The organism is Desulfosporosinus meridiei DSM 13257, assembly GCF_000231385.2.
In the GTDB taxonomy this organism is placed as follows: Bacteria; Bacillota; Desulfitobacteriia; order Desulfitobacteriales; family Desulfitobacteriaceae; genus Desulfosporosinus; species Desulfosporosinus meridiei.
In genome coordinates this window covers 4,619,722-4,643,200 of sequence record NC_018515.1, presented here as the reverse complement: position 1 = coordinate 4,643,200, position 23,479 = coordinate 4,619,722, and the positions used below count along the sequence as shown (strand labels likewise).

The following is a 23,479-nucleotide window of genomic DNA, read 5'->3' as shown; positions in this document are numbered from 1 at the left end:
GGGATCTAAATGACTAAGCAATTAGGTTTTTTGCATAACTCAGAAAAATGCGTAGGCTGTCGGGGGTGCGAGATGGCCTGCAAAAATGAATATCAAACGGATGCAGCTCCCCGTTGGCGTCAGGTTTTCCAACTTCGTGAAGAAGATTATTCCCTGCCCACCCGGATGTTCTTCTCTATGGCCTGTAATCACTGTGCTAATCCGGAATGTCTGAGAGTTTGTCCGGTCAAAGCCTACACAAAACGGGAGGACGGGATTGTTGTCCACGATCATGACCGATGTATAGGCTGTCGTCTTTGCCTCATGGCTTGCCCCTATGATCGCCCACAATTTAACCCTGCTCAAAAGAAGGTTGAAAAATGCAATTTGTGCTATCAAAGGATTGATAAAGGAGAGAAACCTGCCTGTGTCGCCGCTTGCATTCCGGAAGCCTTACAATTGGTTGAAATTAATGAGGGCTTGGATCAAAAGATGGGTGTGCTAAAAACCTTACCCGGCCTGCCAAGTCCGGACATTACTCAGCCGGCCATTCGTTTCATCGGACCAAAACAAGGCAAGCAGATTAGGAGGGATTAAGCCATGGGAACTTGGGAATGGCCTTTAATAGTGTTTACGGTACTCAGTCAGATTTCAATTGGTATAATCGTTGGCCTTTTAGGCCTGGATCGCCGCAATCGGCTCAAGGAAAAGCTATTCAAGCAAGGTGTCGTGGTCTCCGGAATTCTCTTAATGATTGCCTTACTGGCCTCTCTATTCCACTTAGGGCATCCGGAGGCGGCTTATCGGGCAATCACTCATCTCGACTCCTCCTGGTTAAGCCGGGAAATCCTTTTCTTTATCCTTACCTTTGTCGGCTGGCTCTATCTCTTGCGGCTGTCCTTTCATCCTACGGGTAAACGTCGGAGCTCCTTGCTGATTACTTCAGTGCTGGGGTTATTAGGTATCATCAGCAGTGCCATGATTTATGTTCTTCCCCGAGTGCCGGCTTGGAATAATGTTGCACCTGTATTTTTCTTCATCCTGACAGCCGGATTATTGGGGGCTCTGGCTCTAGTGATTTTAGGGGGCCAAGAGCTTCAATCTGAGCAAAAGAAGAGTTTGCTGAACTGGTCTTTGGGCTGTATCATTGTAAGTATCTTTATGTTTGTTTTGTACGCATCCCTAATTAAGGTTAATGCTGAAGGTGCGGCAACTGTCCAATTCCTCCTCTCAAGCCCTCTGTTCTGGCTCCGGGCCGGGTTAGGTTGGCTAGTACCCTTGATTCTGCTGCTGACAGGGCTCAAATCTCAGGAAATATTTGCGGCTAATACCCTTTACCTGGTGTTTGCCTTGGTTGGAGTAGGGGAAATTCTCGGACGCGCCCTTTTTTATGTCAGTGCAGTAGGTATCCATATCTCAGCGTTGTTCCAATAAAGACTTCTGAGCTTTTTTATAAGTTATCCATAGCTCCTGATCATTTTAGTAAATGGTTCGGAGCTTTCTTCCTCCTGAATTCCCAAAACAGATTATAATAGTATTAAATAGGAAGACTAGTTAAGGGAAGGAGGTAACCCTATGTATCAGACCCATCGGAATATTTGTCCGCGCAATTGTTACGATACATGCAGTATCCTCAGTACTACGCGAAATGGAAGTTTGATTTCCGTTGAAGGGGATCCTCTCCATGAATATACCAAAGGCAAATTATGTGCTAAAGCCTTGGAAGATGTCAAGAAAGTCTACAGCCAGAAACGTGTACGTTACCCCATGAAGCAAAGAGGTCGCTTCAGCGGATATTGGGAGCGGATTTCCTGGGATGAAGCCCTGAATCTGATCGCCGGCAAGATACTCCGGCTCAGGGAGGAGTATGGAAATGCCTTGCCCCTGGCTATGAATAAATATTCGGGGAATTTTGGGGTTTTGCATAATGCTATGGAAGGCCTCTTTTCCGGTCTTGGTTCAACAACAAGAGCTATCGGATCCCCTTGTTGGTCGGCAGGTGTCGATGCCCAGACCTATGATTTTGGGACGTTTTTTTGCTCAGATCCCGGGGATATGGAAAAGTCTCAGCTGATTTGGCTCTGGGGCGTTAATCCCGCTTGGACAGCTGTCCATCAGATGCCCCTTCTTTTAAATGCCATGGACAGGGGAGTAAAAGTGGTTTGTTTTGATACCTACTTTAGTGCGACAGCCGCACGATCCAGCCATTTTATTCAAGTTCGTCCGGGAACGGATGGTCTATTGGCCCTGGGGTTTTCTAAGGTTATTGTGGAAGAAAATCTTCTTGATCCCGACCTGGCTTCCTATTCCTTAGGGCATGAAGAATTTATTCAGTATCTCCGTAGGCATATTGATCTGAATCACTGTGCAGAAATCACTGGAGTTCCGGTTAAAACCATTCGGGAGTTAGCGGCAGATTACGCTAAAACTCATCCTGCCTGTATATGGGCGGGCTTTGGTCTGCAACGCTACACCAATGGAGGACAGATTCTGCGGGCTATTGATGCCCTGGGAGCTTTGGCTGGACATATTGGCGAACCCGGCGGAGGGGTGCAATACGGTCAATTTAAAACTTGGCAGTTTGCAGGCCAGCTCCAGGGCCTTCACCCCAAACAAACCCCAGAGTCGAAGGGGCTGCTGAAGTCCGTCTCTCAGGATAAAGAGAAACGAGAAGATCGCTTATTAAGTATCAATAATTTTGCGAAACAAGCTCTGCAATGTTCAGAACCTCCGGTAAAAATGCTCTGGATTTCCGGCAGAAATCCTTTATCCCAGGATGGGGATCTGCATCTTTGGAAGGCCTTGATTCAAAAGCTGGATTTTATTGTTATCAGCGATCTTTTTCATTCTAGATCTTCTCAAGCTGCAGACCTTTTTCTTCCCGTTACAACTCATTACGAACATTGGGATCTTCACGCCAGTTATTGGCATTACTGGGTTGGGGTCAATGAGCCGGCTATTGCCCCTGTCGGAGAATCCCGCTCGGATCTCCAAATCGCCTGGGCTGTTTCTCATAAACTGAATCAACTGGCCCCGGGGAGCTGTGCCTTTCCGACGGGTGGAGAGGAAAAGGAGACCCTGCTCAAAGAACTTGGGCCAGACATGTTGGAAATCCTGGGTTTAGAAACCCCGGAAGAAATTTTCAAGGGCCCTGTCCGCGCTCGATTTCCTGCCACTGCCTGGGAAAACCGCCGTTTTAAAACCCCTTCCGGCCGTTTTGAATTTGGCTCGGCGAGGGCAGAAGCCTCAGGATTACCCGCTTTCCCAGTTTATAGACCGCCTCTTTCACCCCCTGAAGAATTTCCCCTTCGCCTCTTAACCCCCCATCATGCTACGACGATTAATTCCCAAGTCTACTCCTCGGAGACTGAGAAGGAAGACTTTATCGTTCATCTTTCTCCTGAAGTTGCAGAGCGCTATGCCTTGCAGACAGGGGAGAGGGTACTAGTTTGGAATAAGCTTGGGAGACTGGAGGGGATTGTCCAAATTGAGAACAGGCTTCCAAGAGAAGCCGTCATTCTTTATCAGGAACCGGTGAAATCTAACCTGCCCCTCAACAGCCTAATGGGAACGCCTAATACGGACATGGGGAATTTAGCCCTGGGAGCACCGGGCTTTGCCCTCAATGAAACCTTCATTAATCTGCGTAAACTCAATTGATTCTCTCCAATATCCTAACTAAATGAGGTGTTCCAGAATGGTTAAGCAACTGGGTTTTATCCTGGATACGAACCGTTGTCTCGGTTGTGGTGCTTGCATCAAAGCCTGTCAAATCAATAATCAGTTACCTGCGCCATTGAAATGGCGGCAGATCCGGCAGGTTGAAAAAGCAGGCGATAACCAGATTCAAAGGTTTTTTTTATCAACAGCATGCAATCATTGTGCTAATCCTGAGTGTTTGAAGGTTTGTCCTGCGGGAGCCTACTATAAACGACGGGACGGTATTGTCTTGCATAACTCGGAGAAGTGTACCGGGTGTCAGTCCTGTGTGGGATCCTGCCCTTTTAATGCCCCGCAATTAAACCCTTTCACGCAAAAAGCGGGCAAATGCCAGCTCTGCTATGACCGCCTTGACCAAGGCAAATCTCCTCACTGTGTTCAAGCCTGCCTAACCGGTGCCTTACAATTACATGAAATACGGCAAACGGAAAATAATCAACTTCTGCGTCTAACAGCACAAACGCCGAGTCTTCGTCTTACACAGCCCGCGGTCTTTTATAAACCGCCAAGGCCGACAGAATTATAAAAGTCCTTGTCTTTTGTAACTTATTACAAAAAAACAAGGACTTTTTTGTTCGATTTTACAAATGGACTAAGAATTAAAATGCCTGATCCAATGTTGATTGTTCAATATAATGATACAAAACAATCTGTATTTATGCAACTGTTTCATTGCTTATTGTTAAGAAGCGCAGTGGATTATATTGAGTAGCCTTAGCGGGGTCTTGTATTGACAAAAGTCCATGGTTCAAATACATTTAGTCAAGATAAAAAGGAACCTCATTTACCAGGATTTCGTGGAACGATAGAAATAAAGCATTCTATTCCTGGGGGCATTCGGTTTCTTATACCTGCCTTAGTTAATTTTTCGACCTGGAAATAATTTCTCGAAGATAAAATGTGCACAATTGAGGGTCTAGAAAAAGTAGAAGCCAAATGATTAATAATCAAGTTTACGTTGCAGCTCCAACTGAATAGACAAACCTAATAAAAAGATATCATGGAAAAGCCTATGATATTTTTTTATTGGGTTTGTGGCAAGTATACATAAGTTAATAATGTGGCCCGTGTAGAAAAGAAGAGGGGGAAAAAGAGGATAAACGTTAATTGAATTGAATATTTGTTGTGAGGGATAGAAGTAGGAGATGTACTACATGAGTTTATTACAATTACAACAGATAACGGAAGACAATGAAATCGCCATTGAAAAGATAATAACCTATCAAAATTTTAATCTAACACGAAAATTTTCAATTGTTTTGTTCTTATTAAACTTAGGGTTACTTTCGATTGATTATCTAAACATAACCAGGGGTCTTTGGACTATTAATAATAGTTATTACTATTTATTCCTTTCTCATGTCAGTTTGGGGTTGGTGTCAATTCTATGTATTTTAGTTTCCTATAAAATAATGGTTCAAACCGCTAATGAGATAACTTTAGCTCACAAATTTTACGTCGTGTTTTATTCTTTTTTTCTCCTATTTGAAACAACAGTAGTCTCTGGTATTGATCAAAAGATCCATGGGCAAGTTACAGTTTACATAATCGGATGCCTTATTGTAGCCGTAATCTCAAATTATAACCTAAAGCTCAAGGCATTTTTGTATGGTTCATCTTTTGCTACGTTAACGATTTTCCTAACTATTAATCAAGAGAATCCGGACATTCGTCAGGGAAACTATATAAACACTTTTTCAGTAGTTTTAATATCATATTTTATATCCTTTTTGCTTTTTAAGCTTAAGCATCAGGATCTGCGGCATAAGTATTATCTTGAGGATTTAGTTAAAGAGCGAACTAAAGAATTGCAAGCAGTTAATGAATTACTTACACAGGAAATCTTAGACCGCAAACGAGCTGAGATGGAGATTGTCAAACTTGATAGATTAAATTTGATTGGTGAAATGGCAGCTAGTATTAGTCATGAGGTTCGAAATCCAATGACAACAGTAAAAGGTTTTCTGCAATTGCTTAAGAGAAAACAAGAGTTAAAGGACAAGGAATACTTTGACCTTATGATAGAAGAACTAGATCGAGCAAATTCAATTCTTTCGGAGTTTCTTTCAATCAGTAGAAACAAACCAACTATGTTGGAATGGCATAATATTAACGATATAATCACATCTACATTGCCGCTGATTCAAGCAGATGCTAATACTAACGATAAATTACTAACTACTGAGCTAAATACTGTTGCGGATTTACAACTTAATTGTGGGGAAATTCGTCAGTTGTTATTAAATCTTGTTCGAAATGGATTTGAAGCAATGTCTAAAGGCGGACATTTACTAATAAGAACTTTTACTATTAAAAGCGAAGTAGCCCTGGTCGTAAGGGACGAAGGTAATGGAATTGATCAGAGTACACTTGAGAAGTTAGGCACACCATTCTATACGACGAAAGAGCAAGGTACAGGTTTAGGGCTGGCTGTATGTTATGGTATAGTTGCACGTCACAATGGCAGGATAAGTGTTGAAACTGGACCGGCAGGTACCAGTTTTTACGTATACTTCAAGTTAGAGAATAAGGAAGCCTAATGTGACGAATCGGATAAGACAGATCTATCAGCCCTAAACGGAGGAAAAGCATCAATTCAGTAATCAATCAGGTATCTGAGAAAGTGAGAGAAATCTCAGCTTCATCGAACATATAGCTAGTGGAAGTCGGCAAATCACGGTCTCAGTTCGGAAGTTTCCAATGTTTGCGTCAGTACAGCAGATCAGGCGCGTACCGTCTCTGCGACTACTCAAGAACAAACTGCCTCTATGGAACAGATCGCAGCATCGAGCCAAAACTAATATGGCTGCAGAATTACTAGAAAGTATACATAAGTTTAAAGTCTAGGCCTATATTTTTGACAGTTAATAGTTAAGGGCTGTTTTTTATTTTGTAGCTAAACTTTTTGGCCGTCTTTACATTAACCCTGTGCTGACACTGCTTAGCATAGGGTATCTTGAAATTTCATGATTAGGAGAAGATAATTTTCCCGTGTAGTACTTTTATGCTACACAACAGAAGCAGGGCGTGTTAGATTAAGACAATAGGAGAAGAAGTTCGAAAGGAAAGCAGAATTTATGACGAGATCATACCTGAAATACATATTGTCGCTGCTTGTTTTTGGTTCAAATGGCATCGTGGCCAGTTATATTTTGCTCAGCAGTTCGGAAATAGTCTTATCAAGAACCATTATAGGCAGCCTGTTCTTAGGCCTTGTTTTTATAGTCGGAGGGAAAAAACCACATTTTGAGCAGATTAAAAAACAATGGTTTTATTTGCTAGGTTCCGGATTTTCTATGGGGCTAAGTTGGATATTTTTATTTGAGGCCTATCGGCTAACCAGTGTTAGTACCGCAACTCTTGCCTACTATTGTGGACCTGTGATTGTAATAGCAGCTGCGCCTTACATATTCCGGGAAAAAATGACGATCAACAAAATGATTGGAATTATCCTGGTTGTTTTGGGTATGGTGTTCGTCAACGGTTCGGATTTTCTAACAGGGGGAATGTCCTGGGGACTGATGTGCGGAATAATTTCCGCATTGCTTTATGCTGCAATGATAATTTCCAATAAAAAGGTGAAAGAACTTGATGGACTGGAAATAACCCTTGTTCAACTGATTACCTCCTGTATGATAGTAGCTCTCTACACTTTATTGATGCATGAAAGTATAATTTCTATAACCAGGTCAAGTATTATGCCGATTTTAATTCTTGGGATAGTTAATACTGGAGTTGGCTGTTATTTGTATTTTTCCTCTATCCATGAGCTCCCAGCCCAATCAGTGGCTATCTGCAGTTATATTGACCCTTTATCAGCTCTGGTGTTCTCAGCAATTATTCTCAACGAACATCTGAGTATGGTTCAAATCCTTGGTGCGATTTTGATTTTAGGTGGTGCTGCATTTGGAGAGTCCTATCATTTCCGTGGACGGGGTGCATTAAGTGTGTCACAAGGGGTTAGGGAAGAATAAGGTTCTACTAAAAAACTTAGATATTTAAGTCAAATAGCTAATGTTAATCAATTCAGAGACACCCACTTCTTCAAGTGGGTGTTCCTTAGTATATTCGGTGGTGGACAACCCCACCGAAGTCTCGGTGTTCAGCTTTTCGGAGGAGTTCACTTAATCATGAGGCGGAGATTTAGTGATCGCTCCGTTTTCACATTTATTACCCCAGGCATCAATGATTTGATCTTCTCTATAGATGCAGATAATTTCACAGTTGTTAGAACATTTTTTGCAGTCATACCCTACTGTTTTAAATTCGATATCAGTGATGTCAAAGAAGAAATCCTTTTCAACTCTTGATTTTTTTGCTAGCAGCGCTACCCCAAGAGCACCGGTCAAATGACTATTAGGACCTACTGCGACGGGCATTCCGAGTAATTCCTCAAAAGCTTTAACAACACCGACGTTCTTGCTTACGCCACCTTGGAAAACAACAGGAGAAGTGATCTTCTTTCCCTTACCTACGTTATTAAGATAGTTAGCAACGACGGCCTGGCATAAGCCGGCAACGATATCTTCTTTCTTATGACCAATTTGGGCTTTATGCACAAGATCAGATTCTGCAAAAACAGTGCAGCGGGCGGCAATAGGTGTGGCTTTAGTAGACTGCAGGGCAATTTTTCCGAAATCCTCAATATTAATGTGCAGGCGCTGTGCTTGGCTGGAGAGGAAAGCGCCGGTTCCGGCAGCGCAAAGAGTATTCATCGCATAATCGATAACAATACCGTTTTCGATTAGAATTATTTTTGAATCCTGACCTCCTATTTCGATAATCGTGCGGACCTCGGGATGAACGGACATTGCCCCGATGGCTTGGGCGGTTATCTCGTTTTTTACTACTGTAGCCCCTGTCATTGCTCCTATCAATTTCCGGGCACTGCCTGTAGTTCCGACGGCGACAATGCTTATTTGACTGTCGGCAAGTTGGAGTTTTAGAGCGGACAATAGCCTTTTGACAGCTTTTAGAGGGTCGCCCTCTGTCCACAGGTACTCACTTGCCTTAATATTATTCTTTTCATCGATGATCACCCCTTTAGTAGAAATTGAGCCAATATCGATTCCTAAATATGCTTTGCTCATTTCTTTGTTTCCTTTCTCATGATGATCATGTCATAAAAAGCTTCAAGACGAGTATTGAACCCTGTTTCACTGGTTTGAGTGTCAAAGGTAAAATAGAGAATAGGAATTTTATAATCTTTACTGATATTCTGGAGAATTGGCATGGCATCGATTTCCGGAGTACAGCCGAAAGACTTGACATGAATGATGCCATCATAGCCCTTTCTGGCAAACTCTAAAGCTCGGTCTATGGTTGCCATGCTGGTAGCCACCCAAGGATACTGAGCATAGTTTTTTATGCGTTTTTGTATTTGCTTTTTAGGATAATGGATCAAAGTGTTGGTTACGTTCATCCATCTGTCAACCACAATACCCATTTGGGCCAGTTCTTTCTCCAGATAATGATTACTAAAAGGCTCCATTATGGTGTAGTATTCTCCGATGATTCCTACTCTAAGAGGATCAGCAGGCTTGTTTATTTCGATTCCCTTAAAGAGCTTCATATAGTCCCGGTAAGTGTTCTTAAGCTCTTTCTTGTTACGGACGGTGCGCAGATCCCTCAGAAAGGCAGCATGAACTTTCTCAAAAGCTCCTTTGTTGCTTTCGAAACCAATGTTCTTGCGGATAAAGTTTTCCGCCTCGTCGATGTATTCAAACATCTTTAAAACAACAGGCAGAATTCTTGCGATTTTTTGCAAAGACATCTGAGGGTTTATCTCTTTTAATCCGTTGTAAAAGGTAAGAGGATTAGTGTCTTGAACCTTGGACATGTTTACGAAATGAACTTTATAGCCCAAATCCTGAAGAATCTGCTCGTGAAGTTCTCCGTAATATTGTAACCGGCATACTCCGCCGGTTTGGACAAGGGTGTTTGCACCTGCCTCAATTGTCTCGATAAAGTTTCCCAGGTGATATTTAAAAGGTGCACAAACGTAGTCCGGGCTGTAACGGCTTCCTAAGGCTAAGGTTTTTTTGGTAATAGGCGGAGGAACAATATACTTGACATCAAATCCTTCAGTGAATAAGAGCTCTAGAGGAGTGCAATAATTCCCTAGCTGAGGATAGCTGGCCTTAATTTCTTCCATTGTATTCATCCTTTTTAAACCGGATAATATCGATAAAGCTTTCCAAACGGGTCTCCATTCCGGCCTTTCCCTCTTGTCCGTCAATCATGAGATTTAGAATAGGTTTATCCTTGACTCGTCGGATAAGGATCTCGTTAACTAGGGAGTCTGGTCCACAAGGAAAGGCACTCATAAGGATAATACCGTCGACACGGTCTTTATAAATGGGTATGGAGCCGACAAGCTCCCTATTGCAGACCCAGGGCAATGTCTCGCTGATCTGGGCATAATTGGCTAAGGCCTCTTCTGGGGGAGCGATATCGCCAATAATCGGAACAGTCTCTTGTTCTCGTAGAATATTGAGGATAGGTTCGCCAATATATTTGTCACAAATATTATAGCGGTGAGCTATCACTAAAATCTTCGGCTTATTTTCGTGGAGCAGACACTCTTGTTCAGTTATCTCTAGCAAATGAGCCTTTTTTTCTGCCTGTTTGGCTTTCAGGTAGGCATATAAACTTTGAGACTTCTTTTTGTCCAGGATTTTGCCCAATTTAAGAAAGGCGGCCATTTCAACATGAGTAACCTTCGGATTAAGGCTATAAGATAATAAATTAATAGATCTGTCTCTGAAAATATTGGCTACTAAATCATAAATCGCGAGAAACTTGGGACATACCGTGCCATTTCTACTATAATCTGAATAGCGGGGAACGAGAATATAGTCACATTTATCCAACAACCATTCCACATGCCCCAGGTAAATCTTAGAAGATAAGCAGGATTCATCAATCGAGTAGGTTGAACCTTTGCGAAGAATTTCTTTGTTTGTATCCGGACTAACGATATAATCGATGCCTAATTCCTTAAAAAAACTTTTCCAGAGGTGCTTGTATTTGTAATATAGAAGTGCTCTGGGAATGCCAATTATCATAGTGTTTGCCAGCCCTTCTAATGGGAGATTAAACCTGAGGATGTCATTCATTTATATACTAAGGTATGTACTATGGACTATTTTTGGGACTAAACTTATGTGTCGTACCGGCCGGAAGCTATAGTATCGCAATCTAAAAAATTGCTAAATAAAATTATTGTAACAATATGTAGATATATGTTATATTAAATTGCGATTTATTATATTAGGTCACTTGGATAGTTCCAATAATGGATGTAAATAATTTTATATTCTGCGATAAGAGCAAACCCAGTGAGAACTGGGGACGCAAAGCCACGGGTCTTCATTTATTTATAAGATAGCCGGGTTACCGAACAAAATCTGTCGCCGATCGTTTGATTTCGGCGGCTTTTTTATTGGGAGGACTAGTTTAGGATGTAAATGAGATTTGAAGGAATCTTGTTTTTCAAATATCTAAAACTCTAGGAAGGGGAATAAAAGTGATAAGGGATTTAAAACTAAGGAACAAAATATTACTCTCAACAGGCATGGTCGTTTTAGTTTCGTTTGTTTGCGTTATATTGCTTGTATCGACAAAATCTGTCGAAATGGCTAAGAATGCTGCTTATGAAACTGCTACACACACTGCATATGAATATGCTAATCAAGTAACGAATGAGTTAAATGTTCCTATGGATACTGTGAGAACTTTAGGCTCAACCTTTGAAGGCCTTAAGGAGGCAAACAACATTGATCGTGGAACGATGAATTCTATGATCCTAAGCGTTTTAAATGACAACCAAGATTTTCTGGGAACCTGGACAGTATGGGAGCCAAATGCCCTGGACGGGAAAGACCCGGATCATGTAAACCAACCAGGCCATGATGAAACCGGCCGATTTATCCCATATTGGAATAGAGCAGCAGGAGAAATTAAAGTCGATGCTCTCGTGGATTATGATACGCCGGGTGTAGGGGATTTTTACATAACTCCTAAAAAAACTCAGGAAGAGACTGTTACTAATCCTATCCAGTACACGGTGCGTGGCAAGGAAGTCCTTATGATTAGCTTAGTTGAACCTATACTGATTAATGGAGACAGTACATTTGTTGGAGCGGTTGGAGCAGATATAGCTTTAGACACTATCCAGAAGACAATTTCCGAGATAAAACCTTTTGACACCGGATATGCGTGCCTTGTTTCAAATGACGGTAAGTATGTATCAAACCCTGACCCTAATAAAATAGGTAATGATCTTGATGATTTAGCTGCGTTGGAAACAATTAAAGCAGGGAAGAATTACACGATATCCAATAATGAGTATTATAGATTGTACGTACCAGTGACGATTGGTCGAACGACAACGCCCTGGTCCCTTGTTATTAATGTTCCAATGGTGACGATCTTGGAGCAAGCCAATTCCATTCGGAACTTCTCAATCATTGTTGCTATGGTCGCCTTGTTCGCAATTGGGCTGGTCATATTTATAGTTTCAGAAAGAATTACTAAACCTATTGTGAAGACGAGCGATGTGTTAAAGGATATCTCACAAGGAGACGGCGACTTAACTAAACGATTAAATATTATAAGTAATGATGAGGTAGGTAAACTTTCGGAACACTTTAATCAGTTTATTGGAGATATTCATAGTATTGTCAGGGAAGTTGCCGACACTGCAAGTACTCTGGGCGCTACGAGTGAAGAACTATCGGCTGCCGCAGAAGAAGCTACAGCTGCCAGTGAACAAGTCGCTGGTACACTGGGACAACTGGCATCGGGGGCGTCAGATCAAGCTATTTCAGTGGGGGAAACCGGAAAAATAATCAAGCAACTTTCCACACATGCCCAACAAGTTGCGGAAAATGCTGAGATTGTCAGTCATAGCAGTGATAACGCTGCTCAAGCGGCAGAACTGGGTGCCCTTCAAGCAAGAAATGCTGTGGAGAAGATTGAGAAAATCCGGGAGGTTAATGACCAAACTGCAGAAGTTATTTCTCAGTTAGGTGAACAGTCCAGCCAAATCGGACAAATCGTTGATGTGATTACCGGGATTGCCTCACAGACCAATCTGTTGGCCTTAAACGCTGCTATTGAGGCAGCAAGGGCGGGGGAGCAAGGAAGAGGCTTTGCTGTAGTGGCCGAGGAGGTACGGAAACTTGCAGAACAGTCTTCAATGTCCGCTGCCCAGATCTCCACTTTGATCGGAAACATTCAGTATGATACTGAACGCGCCGTTGGAGTTATGCAAAAAGGGAAGGCAGAAGTATCTGCCGGCGTAGAGGCTGTTGCCCTAGCAGGGGATTCGTTCCAGACTATTGTTTCGGAGATTAATACGGTGGTTGAGCAAATCCAGCAAGTTACCGAAGCAACTAAATTAATGGCTGAGGGGAGTGAGCAGGCTGTTAGATCAGTCGAGGAGATTGGAGTTATTGCTGAACAAACGGCTGCAAGTACCCAAGAGGTTTCGGCTTCCTCAGAGGAACAGGCGATTACAATGAATTCAGTAAGCCAATCTGCAGAGGCTTTAGCTACAATAGGCGAAAACCTTTCCTATTTGGTTGGTAAATTTAAGATTTAAGCAATCTTTTATTTTAGCTATTTAAGCTAAGCTTAAAATGAACATAATTAACTAGAAGCTTTGAGACCATAAGGATTAATGGTTTCAAAGCTTTTTCATAATTATCTAAGCGAAGATATCAGAGGTGCCTGAGCAGAATCTTGTAGGAGTCCTTATTCTACTTCGCTGGAGGTAGGCAATGAATTAATAATAAGCCAGAACACCTTGGCAAAGATGGAAAAAGGTTAAGTACGGCCACGGCAGAAATAAAATTATCTGTATTTTAATTACATGTTATAATCTAAGGAGAAAGGATGGTAATTCTGTGGGAAGAGTTATTAAATCAAGGAAGATATGGATAGGAATTGGATTATTTCTGCTGGGCATATTGATTCCGTTTTGGTTAAAGCCACAGCTTATCGGATTAGATCAATTACTCCAAACGATGAACCAAAAAACAGATGGTAGTGCGTTAATGTTTAATGCTTTTCTCATTGTGTCAATTAATACCATTGTTTCAATCCCACAGTTCCTAAGCGTCGTGATGTTAGGTGACGGGATGGCGGAGGCCTTAAATTGCCCGAGATTCAAAACCATCATTCCCCTGACAGCTGTTCCCCTTGCTTATATAATCGTTAATCAACTTACCCCTTTAAACTATAGTTTTGGAGCCACAGATATTTTTCTTTGGATATCGATTGTAGTGATGCAGGCATTGAGCAAACAAAAATTAAATATGGGGATGAAACTATTGGTTTTCTCCCAATTAATTTTTGGTGTTGCCTGGTTGAATCAGGTTCCTTTTCTGACGCCTTATGGTTTCGGACAAGGTTCACTATCTATTAAAATAAAACAAGTAGCTATACAGATCGGATTTGGTCAAGTTCTAACACTTTATGCCAATGTGTTATTTTTTATTTTTGTTGCCAGTGCCATAACTTTATGGATTTACTTGATATTATATATGGAAAGGTGGGCAATATCTCAAGATTTGCTTCGTGCTAAACTTGAAGCTAATGAATCTCGCTCGGGACGTGAAGTTCTCCATCTTGTTCATGATCTCAAGACTCCCCTTGCAACTATTGAGGGGCTGGTGTCATTGATGGAGACCAGATGGCCTGATCCTAAGATGCAGGAATACTGTCAAACTATCTATGGCTCCATTACTTCAATGAGCAAAATGGTTTCGGAAATTTTGTACGAGGATCGGAAGAATTGGTGTGAGCTTAAAGAGCTAATTGATTATATTCGGGCTAGTCGTTTAAGCGGCACAAATTTATCGGTAGATATAGAGTTGGATGGAGAGCCTCAATCAAATCTATACATTAATAAAATCAGATTAACTCGGGCAATTATAAATTTGATTGATAATGCCTTGGATGCCATTCAAGATCAAGAGAACGGAAGGGTTGTTTTACGCGCCAAAACATTAGAAAACTCTGTGGAATTAGAGGTAGAAGACAATGGGAATGGTATTTCGGAAAATGACGTAAAACGAATTTGGAAGACAGGATACAGCACTAAAAACCACCCCGGATTTGGTTTGGCTTTTGTGCGACAGGTTGCGGAAGGACATGAGGGATATGTTAATATAAAAAGTGAAGTCGGTCAGGGAACAAAGGTATGGATAACCCTGCCACTGGGAGAAAGCCAATGAGAATAATAATTATGGATGATGAGCAGTCATTGCGCTATACTTTAAGCGAAATATTTACATTTGCCGGATGGGATCCCGTTGCCTATCCTAATGGGAGAGCGGGAATTAAGGGATTCCTAAGTCATGGAGCGGATATTATTTTAGTGGACTATCATATGCCGGAAATGGATGGCTTAGAAACAGTTCGCTTGATCCGCGAAAAAGATCAGCAAATACCTATTCTAGTACTGACAGTCGATGAAAGGCAGGAAATTGCTGATCGTTTTTTAGATGCAGGGGCCACTGATTTTGCCCTTAAACCTGTGAAAGCACCAGACTTAATTGCTCGCGTCCAATTGCATATGCGGTTGTTAGATATGACCAAGGCAGTTCAAGCACCTCCAAAAATGCAATACGAAGTCTTTGTAACTAAAGGAATTAGCAAATCCACCCTTTCCTATATAGAGAGATATCTCACTGACTGCCAACAACCTACTACAGTGGAACAGATAGCCAAAGAATTATCGTTAGCTGTTCCGACAGTGTACCGATATCTTACCTATCTTGTGCAAAATGGTAAGGTGCAGTCAATTCCTAGTTATCAAAAGATAGGAAGACCGAAGAATCGATATTGTTGGATCTGATTTCACGAAAATCCCCTAAGGAAGGATCCTCAGGGGATTTTAATCTCTTTAGATTCGACATGTAATAATCAATTATACTTTTTCTCTTTTTTATTTCTTTAGTTGACCTAGGCATTTTGTTATAATTAGGGAAAACATTTAGGGGTGGGACTACAAATTCACAGAAAATATGAAATATTTTCTAATTCAAAGAAAAAGTAGGAGGAAGAAAATGAGAAAAGTTAAGAAAATCATGGCCCTTGCTCTATCTGCAACCCTTATCCTAGTTTCCTTGACGGGTTGTGGAGGCAGCAAAGCAGGCTCAGAGGGCAGCACCGCACCAAAAGCTAGCGATACCCTAATTTATGCTCAGGGTGCTGAGCCTAGAGGACTGGATCCTGCACTTGTTGACGATGGTGAATCGGCAAAGGTGATGAGCAACATTTATGAAGGTCTCTTAAAGTACAACCAGGATTCAACCAAAGTAGAACCATCCTTAGCGAAAAGCTGGGAAGTTAGTCCCGACGGTCTTACCTATACCTTCCACCTTCAAGAAGGGGTCAAATTTCATGATGGCACCGACTTTAATGCTGAAGCTGTAAAGTTTAACATTGACCGTCAGTTGCCTCCACAAGTGACCGAAGATATGCCTTATGCACCTTTCGTTTACGGTTCTGTAAAGAACGTCGAGGTTGTTGACGCTAATACAGTTAAAATTAATTTAACATCTCCCAGCACACCGCTGCTCAATAATTTAGCAATGATTATGGGTGCACCTGTCATCAGCCCAAAAGCCTTAAAAGAAAATAATAATAATGTTAACCAAGTACCTGTAGGTACCGGTCCGTACAAATTTGTCAAATGGGAAAAAGATCAAAACATAGTCTTAGTGCGCAATGAAGAATACTGGGGTACCAAGGCAATTACTAAAAATGTCATCTTCAAATTCATTAAAGACAACTCAGCTCGTGTTGTTGCCTTAAACAACGGTGAAGCTGATATCATTGATGGTATCGATTCTACAGTTGTTAAACAGATCACAGACGCTGGCAACAAGATCTTCCAGGCTCCTGGAATGAATATTAACTATATGGCTTATAATGCTTCTAAGAAGCCGTTCGATAATTCAAAAGTTCGCGCAGCCATTTCTCAGGCTATCAACGTTCCGGAACTTGTTAAGAGCTTGTATCAAGGTTATTCCGAACCAGCTAATTCTATTCTGCCAACCTTTGTAGAAGGTTATGACAAGAGTATCGCTCAAGTATCTTATGATCCAACAGCTGCGGCTAAGACCTTGAAAGAGGCCGGAGTGACTTCAGTACACATGATCACTTATACCAACCCAAGACCTTATAATTCAGCTACCGGACAATCTTTAGCTGAAGCAATTCAAGGCTACCTTTCTAAAGTCGGTGTTACAGTTACAATTGATTCTTTCGACTGGACCACCTACAAGCAAAAAGTTAAAGCCGGAGATTTTGACTTAGCTTTCTACGGCTGGATTGGGGATAATGGAGATCCAGATAATTTCTTAAATCTCTTATCAGTTGAAGACCCAACTATGAACATTGCCCGCTATAAAAATGAGCAATTCAACGGCTTAATTGCCAAAGGTCTAACCATTCCTGCAGGAGCAGATCGAAACGCAGTTTACACTCAACTGGAAAAAATAGCTGCTACAGATGCTGCTTGGCTCCCAATTTCTCATGCTCAAACACTTTGTGCCTACAGACCTAATGTCGAGAATTTCTATTTCCATATGACTGGCATCACTCCGTTTGCCGGGGTAGCGAAGAAATAAGATCTTTGTATACTTCTAAATAATTTAAGACTGCCGAGAACCGGATAACTCCGGTTCCCGGTTTTGTTTTTGTCGAAAGGTTGTTGCTGATGCTCAAATATATCTTAAAACGAATCTTGATGTTAATTCCCGTGCTGATAGGGGTATCCATTATCGTTTTTCTCATCATGCGCGTGTTTTCACCTGATCCCGCCCCGATTGTTTTGGGACAGCACGCAACGCAGCAAACTGTGGATGCCTGGCGTCAGGCTAATGGCCTGAATGATCCGATCTACCTACAGTACTTCAATTATCTGCAAGGTGCCCTGACAGGTGACTTAGGTACCTCCTACTATACTAAAACCTCAGTGACTAAAGAGATTTTGACGCGTTTTCCCGCCACCATCGAGTTGGCTCTTGTAGCAATCGTCCTAGCCTCCATATTTGGCATCATTATAGGTGTAATTTCTGCGGTTAAAAAGAACTCTATTTTTGATAATGCCGGTATGTTGTTGGCGCTGGTCGGAGTGTCCATGCCTATTTTCTGGCTAGGTATTCTGCTTATCATCCTTTTTTCGGGGGTTTTACACTGGCTTCCCTCCAATGGGAGGATCGATCCCCTCTTACAGCCTATCCGAGTTACGGGATTTTATTTGGTGGACAGTCTGATGACCGGTAACATGGACGCCTTTAAGGACGCTTTGCGGCACATAATTTTGCCTGCCAGTGCCCTAGCCATGTATTCTATGGCCATAATCACCAGAATGACTCGTTCCAGTATGTTAGATACTTTGCAGCAGGATTATATTCGCACTGCCAGAGCTAAAGGAATTGATGAAAACCGCGTAATCGTCAGACATGCTTTACGTAACGGATTAATTCCAATCATAACAGTTATCGGTTTGCAGCTGGGGAGTTTACTCGGTGGAGCTGTGCTCACGGAAACGGTTTTCTCCTGGCCGGGAATTGGTGCCTATACTGTGGCCTGTATTCTCAAGTCGGATTTCCCCGTAGTACAGGGTGTGGTCTTGCTTGTAGCAACTATCTTTGTCCTAATGAATTTATTGGTCGATGTGGTTTATGGATTCCTTGATCCGCGTATTAAATATTCTAAGAAAGAGGTGTAGCTTGTATGAAGACAAAGGATAGTTCGAATCCTAATGAAAATTCGCTGCAGGCTGCAGAATACGTGGAGAAACCGGAATCGCAGCTGAAAGTCATGTGGGAAACTCTCAGACAGAACAAAGCTGCAGTAGTCGGCCTGATAATAATTGCATTCCTAGTGCTTATAGCTTTTACAGTCTGGGTCAGTGAGCTGATGGGCAAACAAATATTGCCTTATGATCCTAATTATTCTGATATGAGTAAAGCCTTTATTCATCCTAATTCCACCCATTGGTTTGGGACAGATCAATTAGGCCGAGACATGTTCAGCCGAATCCTTGATGGGACGAAAATATCTCTTTTTGTTGGGGTTGCAGCGGTTGCTATTTCCCTGACAATTGGTGTTATTCTAGGTGCTGTGGCCGGTTACCGAGGTGGCAAGACGGACACGGTCATTATGAGGGTAATGGATATGATGCTGGCTATACCGTCGATTTTGCTGGCTATTGCCTTCATGGCAGCTTTGGGTAAAGGATTGGACAAGGCGATTATTGCCATTGGCTTGGTGTCCATTCCCGAGTATGCGCGAATTGTACGAGGCAGTATTCTCTCGGTTAAAGAGAATGATTTTGTACAAGCAGCTAAAGTCATTGGAAATAAATCAAGCCGCATTATCTATAAGCATATTTTACCGAATGTCATTTCTGTGATTGTCGTCAGAGCTACTTTAGGTATTTCCAGCGCAGTGCTGGATACCGCAGCTCTTGGTTTTTTGGGTCTGGGCGTTCAGCCTCCATTCGCTGAGTGGGGTGACATGCTTGGCCGGGCGAGAGGCTTTATTTTTACCGCGCCTTATACACTGATTTTTCCCGGTATCGCCATCACGATCACTGTGCTGGCCTTTAACCTACTCGGGGACGGGCTGCGGGATGCCATTGATCCCAAATCCAGAATAAAATAAGGGCGGTGTACAGGATGTTGCTGGAAGTTAAAAATTTAAGTACGGAGTTTAAGCTGAAACGAGGCATTGTCAAGGCAGTAGATAATATCAGCTTTACGATAGATAAAGGCGAAATTCTGGCCATTGTCGGCGAGTCCGGTTCAGGAAAAAGTGTAACCTCCCTTTCCATTATGGGTCTTTTACAGAAGCCCGGCAGAATTGCTAATGGGGAAATTCTCTTTAAATCTCAGGATTTAAATAAGATGAGTAATAAAGAACTGAAAAAAATTCGTGGCAACAATATATCCATGATTTTTCAGGAACCAATGACTTCCCTGAATCCGGTCTGGCGCATTAAAGATCAGATTATGGAGAGCATTATGACCCATATGCAGATCTCCAAGAAAGAGGCTTTGGCTCGGACAATTGAAATGCTGGATACGGTAGGAATACCATCAGCTGCCCAACGGGCAAACGATTTTCCTCATCAGATGAGCGGTGGTATGCGTCAGCGGGTAATGACAGCTATGGCTCTGGCCTGCGAGCCTGAACTGTTAATAGCAGATGAGCCTACTACTGCCTTAGATGTTACTATTCAAGCCCAGATCCTGGAATTGCTCTATCGTATGAGAGAAAAGTTCAATATGGCTGTTTTACTAATTACTCATGATTTAGGCGTGGTTTCCGAAGCAGCCGATCGGGTTATTGTTATGTACTGTGGAAAGATTGTGGAAGAGGCAGATGTCAGAAGCTTGTTTGAACGTCCCTTACATCCTTATACAGTGGGGTTGCTGCAATCTATTCCTCAGATTGACGATGACAGTGATGAGCGCTTGTATATGATTAAAGGCATGGTTCCCAACCCCCTCAATATGCCGTCGGGATGTGCTTTTTCCGATCGCTGCGATCACAGTACGGAACGCTGTACTAAAGAAATCCCTGAGCTGAGAGAAATGTCGGGACGCAAGGTGCGCTGCTTTTTATACGAATCAGAAAGTATAACTTGTGGTGGCATAGGTGCAACCTCAGCTTCTGTCGGCGCAATGGAAGGGGGATTGGCTATAAAATGAACGAAGTGTTGATGGATATTCAAAACCTGTCAAAACATTTCATTATTGACACTAACTTTTTTGGCAAGCCAGTAACTGCCTTAAAAGCAGTTGACGGAGTGTCGTTTACCATTAACAAAACGGAAGCCTTTGGCTTGGTTGGAGAATCTGGCTGTGGTAAAACAACCCTGGGCAAAATCCTTGTAAATCTCTACAGACCGACAAATGGTAAAATATTATTTGAAGGTAAGGATCTAACAGTTCTCGATGAGGAGAAGCGTCGTTCCTATTGCAAGGATATCCAGATGATCTTTCAGGATCCCTATGCTTCTTTGAATCCTAGAATGACAATTGGAGATATTATTGCTGAACCGATTGTCATCAACAATCTGCTGCCGAAGAATAAAGTTGAAGAACGAGTTATTTATCTCTTGAACTGTGTAGGACTAGCTCGTCACCAACGTAATCGCTACCCTCACGAATTCTCCGGCGGTCAGCGCCAGCGTGTAGGCATCGCTCGTGCATTGGCAGTGGAACCAAAGCTGATTGTCTGTGACGAACCGGTTTCAGCTCTAGATGTATCCATTCAAGCCCAGGTGTTAAATCTCCTAAGTGATTTGAAGGAAGAGTTTGGGCTTACCTATCTGTTTATCGCTCATGGCTTAAACGTAGTTAAACATATCAGTGACCGAGTGGGGGTAATGTATCTGGGTAAGTTGGTGGAGATTGCACCAAAAAAGGAGCTTTATGCTAACCCAATGCACCCTTATACTCAAGCCTTGTTATCTGCTATTCCGGTAATTAATCCGAAAAATAAAAAAGAACGGATTATCTTGCAGGGGGATGTACCAAGTCCAATTAACCCTCCCGCAGGCTGCCGTTTCTGTTCTCGATGTTTTAAGGAACTTGATCAATGTAAGCACCATGAACCGGTGTTTAAAGAAGTTTCTCCGGGACACTTTGTTGCCTGTCATTTGTATAAGTAATAATCTAGTTATCTCAGTTGATTAAGGCTGTCGAGGGAGCCATATTCGCATAAGAGTAGCCTTTGATCAGAAGTTTTTCGCAGATGACCAAATGTGCTATTATGAAAATTACTAATAACAGTCCGAAAGGACTGTTTTTTTATGAAGTTTTGACTTTTATTTCCTAAAAACCCAACTTCTGATATAATTGAATAGGATACGAGCTGTGAGGATACTCAGGATCAAGAAAGCTAAGTACTAATTGCTAAATTAAATGATATACGAGGAAGACTGTATCTATTTAGGAGGTTCAAAAAGGGATGATTTTAGCAAAAATCAAAAAAATTGTTGACCAGCAGTTTATTTACGAAGGAGAATTAAATGAACGAACAAAAGTAATCGATGACCTAGGCGCTGATTCGTTGGATATCCCAGTCATGGTTAATGCCATAGAGGATGAGTTTGCAATAGCAATTAGTAATGAAGAGCTATTTAAAATTAGAACCATCGGTGATTTAATGAACATTATCCAAGATAAAATACCAGAAGGAATGAATTATGGGAAATGTTAAGTCTGTTGATAGAATCTTAAGTAAAACTGCTCAAATACTTCCAGATAAAACAGTTATGTATTATGAAAATGAGAGTATTTCGTACAGTCAATTAGATAAGGAAGTAAATAACCTAGCTCAAGGGCTCATGGACTTTGGGTTGAAACCAAATGAAAAAGTTGCTCTGGTCCTGGGCAATTGTCCTAATTTTGTACGGATGTATTTTGCCATTCTTCGAGCAGCTGGTACTGTAGTGCCACTAAACCCTTTATATAAAGCTGATGAAATACATTACATCTTAAATGATGCCAAAGTCAAATTGCTAATAATAGATCAGGAATTGCTACCTATGATTAGAGAAGTAAGAGCTGAGAAATCTGATTTAAACATAATCGCAATCGGTGGGAGAAAAGAAGAGGGAATTGTTTCTTTTGAAGAGCTCCTAAAAAAAGAAGCCGAGCCAGTTGATAGGAATGTTGAAGAAAGCGATTTAGCAGTTTGTCTTTATACCTCGGGTACAAGTGGCAGACCAAAAGGTGCCCTTTTATCGCATGGTAATCTGATATTTATTACCTATGCCTTAATAACAAGGATGGATATTAGAGAAGACGATCATAATTTGTGTGTCATTCCTCTTTCTCATGCATTTTCACAATTTACGAATATGTTAATGCCAATTTTCATAGGCGGATCTTTTACAATCTTACCTCGGTTCATACCAAATGCAGTCTTAAGTGAAATAGCTTCAAAGAAAATAAGCTATTTCTGTGCAGTTCCGGCTATGTATTCGGCTTTATTAGCAGCTCTTTCCCAAGAACACAATTATGATATGTCCTCCTTGAGAATTTGCCTGAGCGGAGGAGCGCCTCTCTCCGTAGAGATAATAAAGGAATTCACAAAAAGATATGGTATTCCCCTTGTTGAAGGGAGTGGCCCTTCTGAGGCCGTTGCATGTATTGGGTCATATCAGGCCATTAAACCTGGTTCTGTAGGACCGGCCTTAGATGGCGTTAATGTGAAAGTTGTCAATGATCATGATCAAGAACTTCCTCAAGGAGAAATTGGAGAGTTTTGTGTTCAAGGACCTAATGTAATGCAAGGTTATTTAAACCTGCCCGAGGCAACTGCTGAAGCATTAAGGGGAGGGTGGTTCCACACCGGAGATTTAGCTAAAATTGATGAGGAAGGTTATGTATATATTGTAGGAAGAAAGAAAGACATGATACTCGTTGGAGGCATGAATGTTTATCCCGGTGAAGTAGAGCAATGTCTTTTTAATCATCCTCAAGTCTTGGAAGCAGCAGTGATCGGAAGCCCTGACAAAGAGAGGGGTGAAGTACCGAAAGCTTTTATAGTATTAAAACGGCAGGAGTCTGCAGAACCTAAAGAATTCATACTATACTGTCGCAGGCACTTAGCAAATTATAAATGTCCTAGGCAAGTCGTCATTTTAGCTAGTTTACCTAAAAACCCCACCGGAAAAATTGATAAAAAACAGTTAGCTTAACATCTTACATAGGGAAAATCATTAAGTATTTTCATATCT

The 23,479-nt window shown here is 41.7% G+C and carries 19 protein-coding genes and 1 riboswitch; of the genes, 16 read left to right on the top strand and 3 right to left on the bottom strand.

Annotated features, from left to right (window positions below; translation table 11 throughout):
• Positions 1-9: 9 nt before the first annotated feature.
• The 6 genes from DESMER_RS21300 (at position 10) to DESMER_RS21275 (ending at position 7,673) form a co-directional block, all read left to right on the top strand.
• On the top strand, positions 10-576 hold the full coding sequence (locus DESMER_RS21300; RefSeq protein WP_014905135.1) for a 4Fe-4S dicluster domain-containing protein: 567 nt from the start codon (positions 10-12) through the stop codon (positions 574-576).
• Between the two features lie 3 nt (positions 577-579).
• Complete coding sequence (locus DESMER_RS21295; RefSeq protein ID WP_014905134.1) at positions 580-1,413, top strand: dimethyl sulfoxide reductase anchor subunit family protein; 834 nt, start codon at positions 580-582, stop codon at positions 1,411-1,413.
• Between the two features lie 141 nt (positions 1,414-1,554).
• The gene (locus DESMER_RS21290) at positions 1,555-3,639 is read left to right on the top strand and encodes a molybdopterin-dependent oxidoreductase (RefSeq protein WP_014905133.1); all 2,085 of its coding nucleotides are present in this window, start codon (positions 1,555-1,557) and stop codon (positions 3,637-3,639) included.
• A 37-nt stretch (positions 3,640-3,676) separates the two neighbouring features.
• Complete coding sequence (locus DESMER_RS21285) at positions 3,677-4,225, top strand: 4Fe-4S dicluster domain-containing protein (RefSeq protein ID WP_014905132.1); 549 nt, start codon at positions 3,677-3,679, stop codon at positions 4,223-4,225.
• Positions 4,226-4,853: 628 nt separating this feature from the next.
• The gene (locus tag DESMER_RS21280) at positions 4,854-6,239 is read left to right on the top strand and encodes an ATP-binding protein (protein ID WP_014905131.1); all 1,386 of its coding nucleotides are present in this window, start codon (positions 4,854-4,856) and stop codon (positions 6,237-6,239) included.
• 537 nt (positions 6,240-6,776) lie between these two features.
• Positions 6,777-7,673, top strand: coding sequence for a DMT family transporter (locus DESMER_RS21275; RefSeq protein ID WP_014905130.1), 897 nt, complete (start codon positions 6,777-6,779; stop codon positions 7,671-7,673).
• 150 nt (positions 7,674-7,823) lie between these two features.
• Here DESMER_RS21275 and DESMER_RS21270 read toward each other — a convergent pair whose 3' ends face one another.
• Genes DESMER_RS21270 through DESMER_RS21260 form a run of 3 tightly spaced genes read right to left on the bottom strand, consistent with a single transcriptional unit; the run spans position 7,824 to position 10,766 of the window.
• Positions 7,824-8,789: an acyl-CoA dehydratase activase gene (locus tag DESMER_RS21270; RefSeq protein WP_014905129.1), complete on the bottom strand. Its 966-nt coding sequence runs from the start codon at positions 8,787-8,789 to the stop codon at positions 7,824-7,826.
• A complete protein-coding gene (locus DESMER_RS21265) occupies positions 8,786-9,853 on the bottom strand; it encodes a hypothetical protein (protein ID WP_014905128.1) in 1,068 nt (355 codons plus the stop codon). The genes DESMER_RS21270 and DESMER_RS21265 overlap by 4 nt, the downstream gene beginning before the upstream one ends.
• The gene (locus DESMER_RS21260; protein ID WP_014905127.1) at positions 9,840-10,766 is read right to left on the bottom strand and encodes an acyl-CoA dehydratase activase-related protein; all 927 of its coding nucleotides are present in this window, start codon (positions 10,764-10,766) and stop codon (positions 9,840-9,842) included. Before DESMER_RS21260 ends, DESMER_RS21265 begins: the two co-directional genes overlap by 14 nt.
• A gap of 253 nt (positions 10,767-11,019) precedes the next feature.
• Positions 11,020-11,102, top strand: a riboswitch (cyclic di-GMP riboswitch).
• Between the two features lie 125 nt (positions 11,103-11,227).
• Between DESMER_RS21260 and DESMER_RS21255 the strand changes: the two genes are divergently transcribed.
• The 10 genes from DESMER_RS21255 to DESMER_RS21210 all read left to right on the top strand — a co-directional run bounded on the left by DESMER_RS21255 (position 11,228) and on the right by DESMER_RS21210 (position 23,440).
• The gene (locus DESMER_RS21255) at positions 11,228-13,306 is read left to right on the top strand and encodes a methyl-accepting chemotaxis protein (RefSeq protein ID WP_014905126.1); all 2,079 of its coding nucleotides are present in this window, start codon (positions 11,228-11,230) and stop codon (positions 13,304-13,306) included.
• Positions 13,307-13,610: 304 nt separating this feature from the next.
• The gene (locus DESMER_RS21250; RefSeq protein WP_014905125.1) at positions 13,611-14,942 is read left to right on the top strand and encodes a sensor histidine kinase; all 1,332 of its coding nucleotides are present in this window, start codon (positions 13,611-13,613) and stop codon (positions 14,940-14,942) included.
• Positions 14,939-15,565, top strand: a complete 627-nt coding sequence (locus DESMER_RS21245; protein ID WP_014905124.1) for a response regulator — start codon at positions 14,939-14,941, stop codon at positions 15,563-15,565. Before DESMER_RS21250 ends, DESMER_RS21245 begins: the two co-directional genes overlap by 4 nt.
• A 211-nt stretch (positions 15,566-15,776) precedes the next feature.
• Complete coding sequence (locus DESMER_RS21240; RefSeq protein ID WP_014905123.1) at positions 15,777-17,345, top strand: ABC transporter substrate-binding protein; 1,569 nt, start codon at positions 15,777-15,779, stop codon at positions 17,343-17,345.
• 89 nt (positions 17,346-17,434) lie between these two features.
• The gene (locus tag DESMER_RS21235) at positions 17,435-18,451 is read left to right on the top strand and encodes an ABC transporter permease (protein ID WP_014905122.1); all 1,017 of its coding nucleotides are present in this window, start codon (positions 17,435-17,437) and stop codon (positions 18,449-18,451) included.
• A 5-nt stretch (positions 18,452-18,456) separates the two neighbouring features.
• Positions 18,457-19,389, top strand: coding sequence for an ABC transporter permease (locus tag DESMER_RS21230; RefSeq protein ID WP_014905121.1), 933 nt, complete (start codon positions 18,457-18,459; stop codon positions 19,387-19,389).
• 14 nt (positions 19,390-19,403) lie between these two features.
• Entirely contained in the window at positions 19,404-20,438 is a 1,035-nt protein-coding gene (locus DESMER_RS21225) for an ABC transporter ATP-binding protein (protein ID WP_014905120.1), read from the top strand.
• Positions 20,435-21,403: an ABC transporter ATP-binding protein gene (locus tag DESMER_RS21220; protein WP_014905119.1), complete on the top strand. Its 969-nt coding sequence runs from the start codon at positions 20,435-20,437 to the stop codon at positions 21,401-21,403. Before DESMER_RS21225 ends, DESMER_RS21220 begins: the two co-directional genes overlap by 4 nt.
• Positions 21,404-21,702: 299 nt before the next feature.
• Entirely contained in the window at positions 21,703-21,954 is a 252-nt protein-coding gene (locus DESMER_RS21215) for an acyl carrier protein (protein ID WP_014905118.1), read from the top strand.
• Complete coding sequence (locus DESMER_RS21210; RefSeq protein WP_014905117.1) at positions 21,941-23,440, top strand: long-chain-fatty-acid--CoA ligase; 1,500 nt, start codon at positions 21,941-21,943, stop codon at positions 23,438-23,440. Before DESMER_RS21215 ends, DESMER_RS21210 begins: the two co-directional genes overlap by 14 nt.
• Positions 23,441-23,479 lie beyond the last annotated feature (39 nt).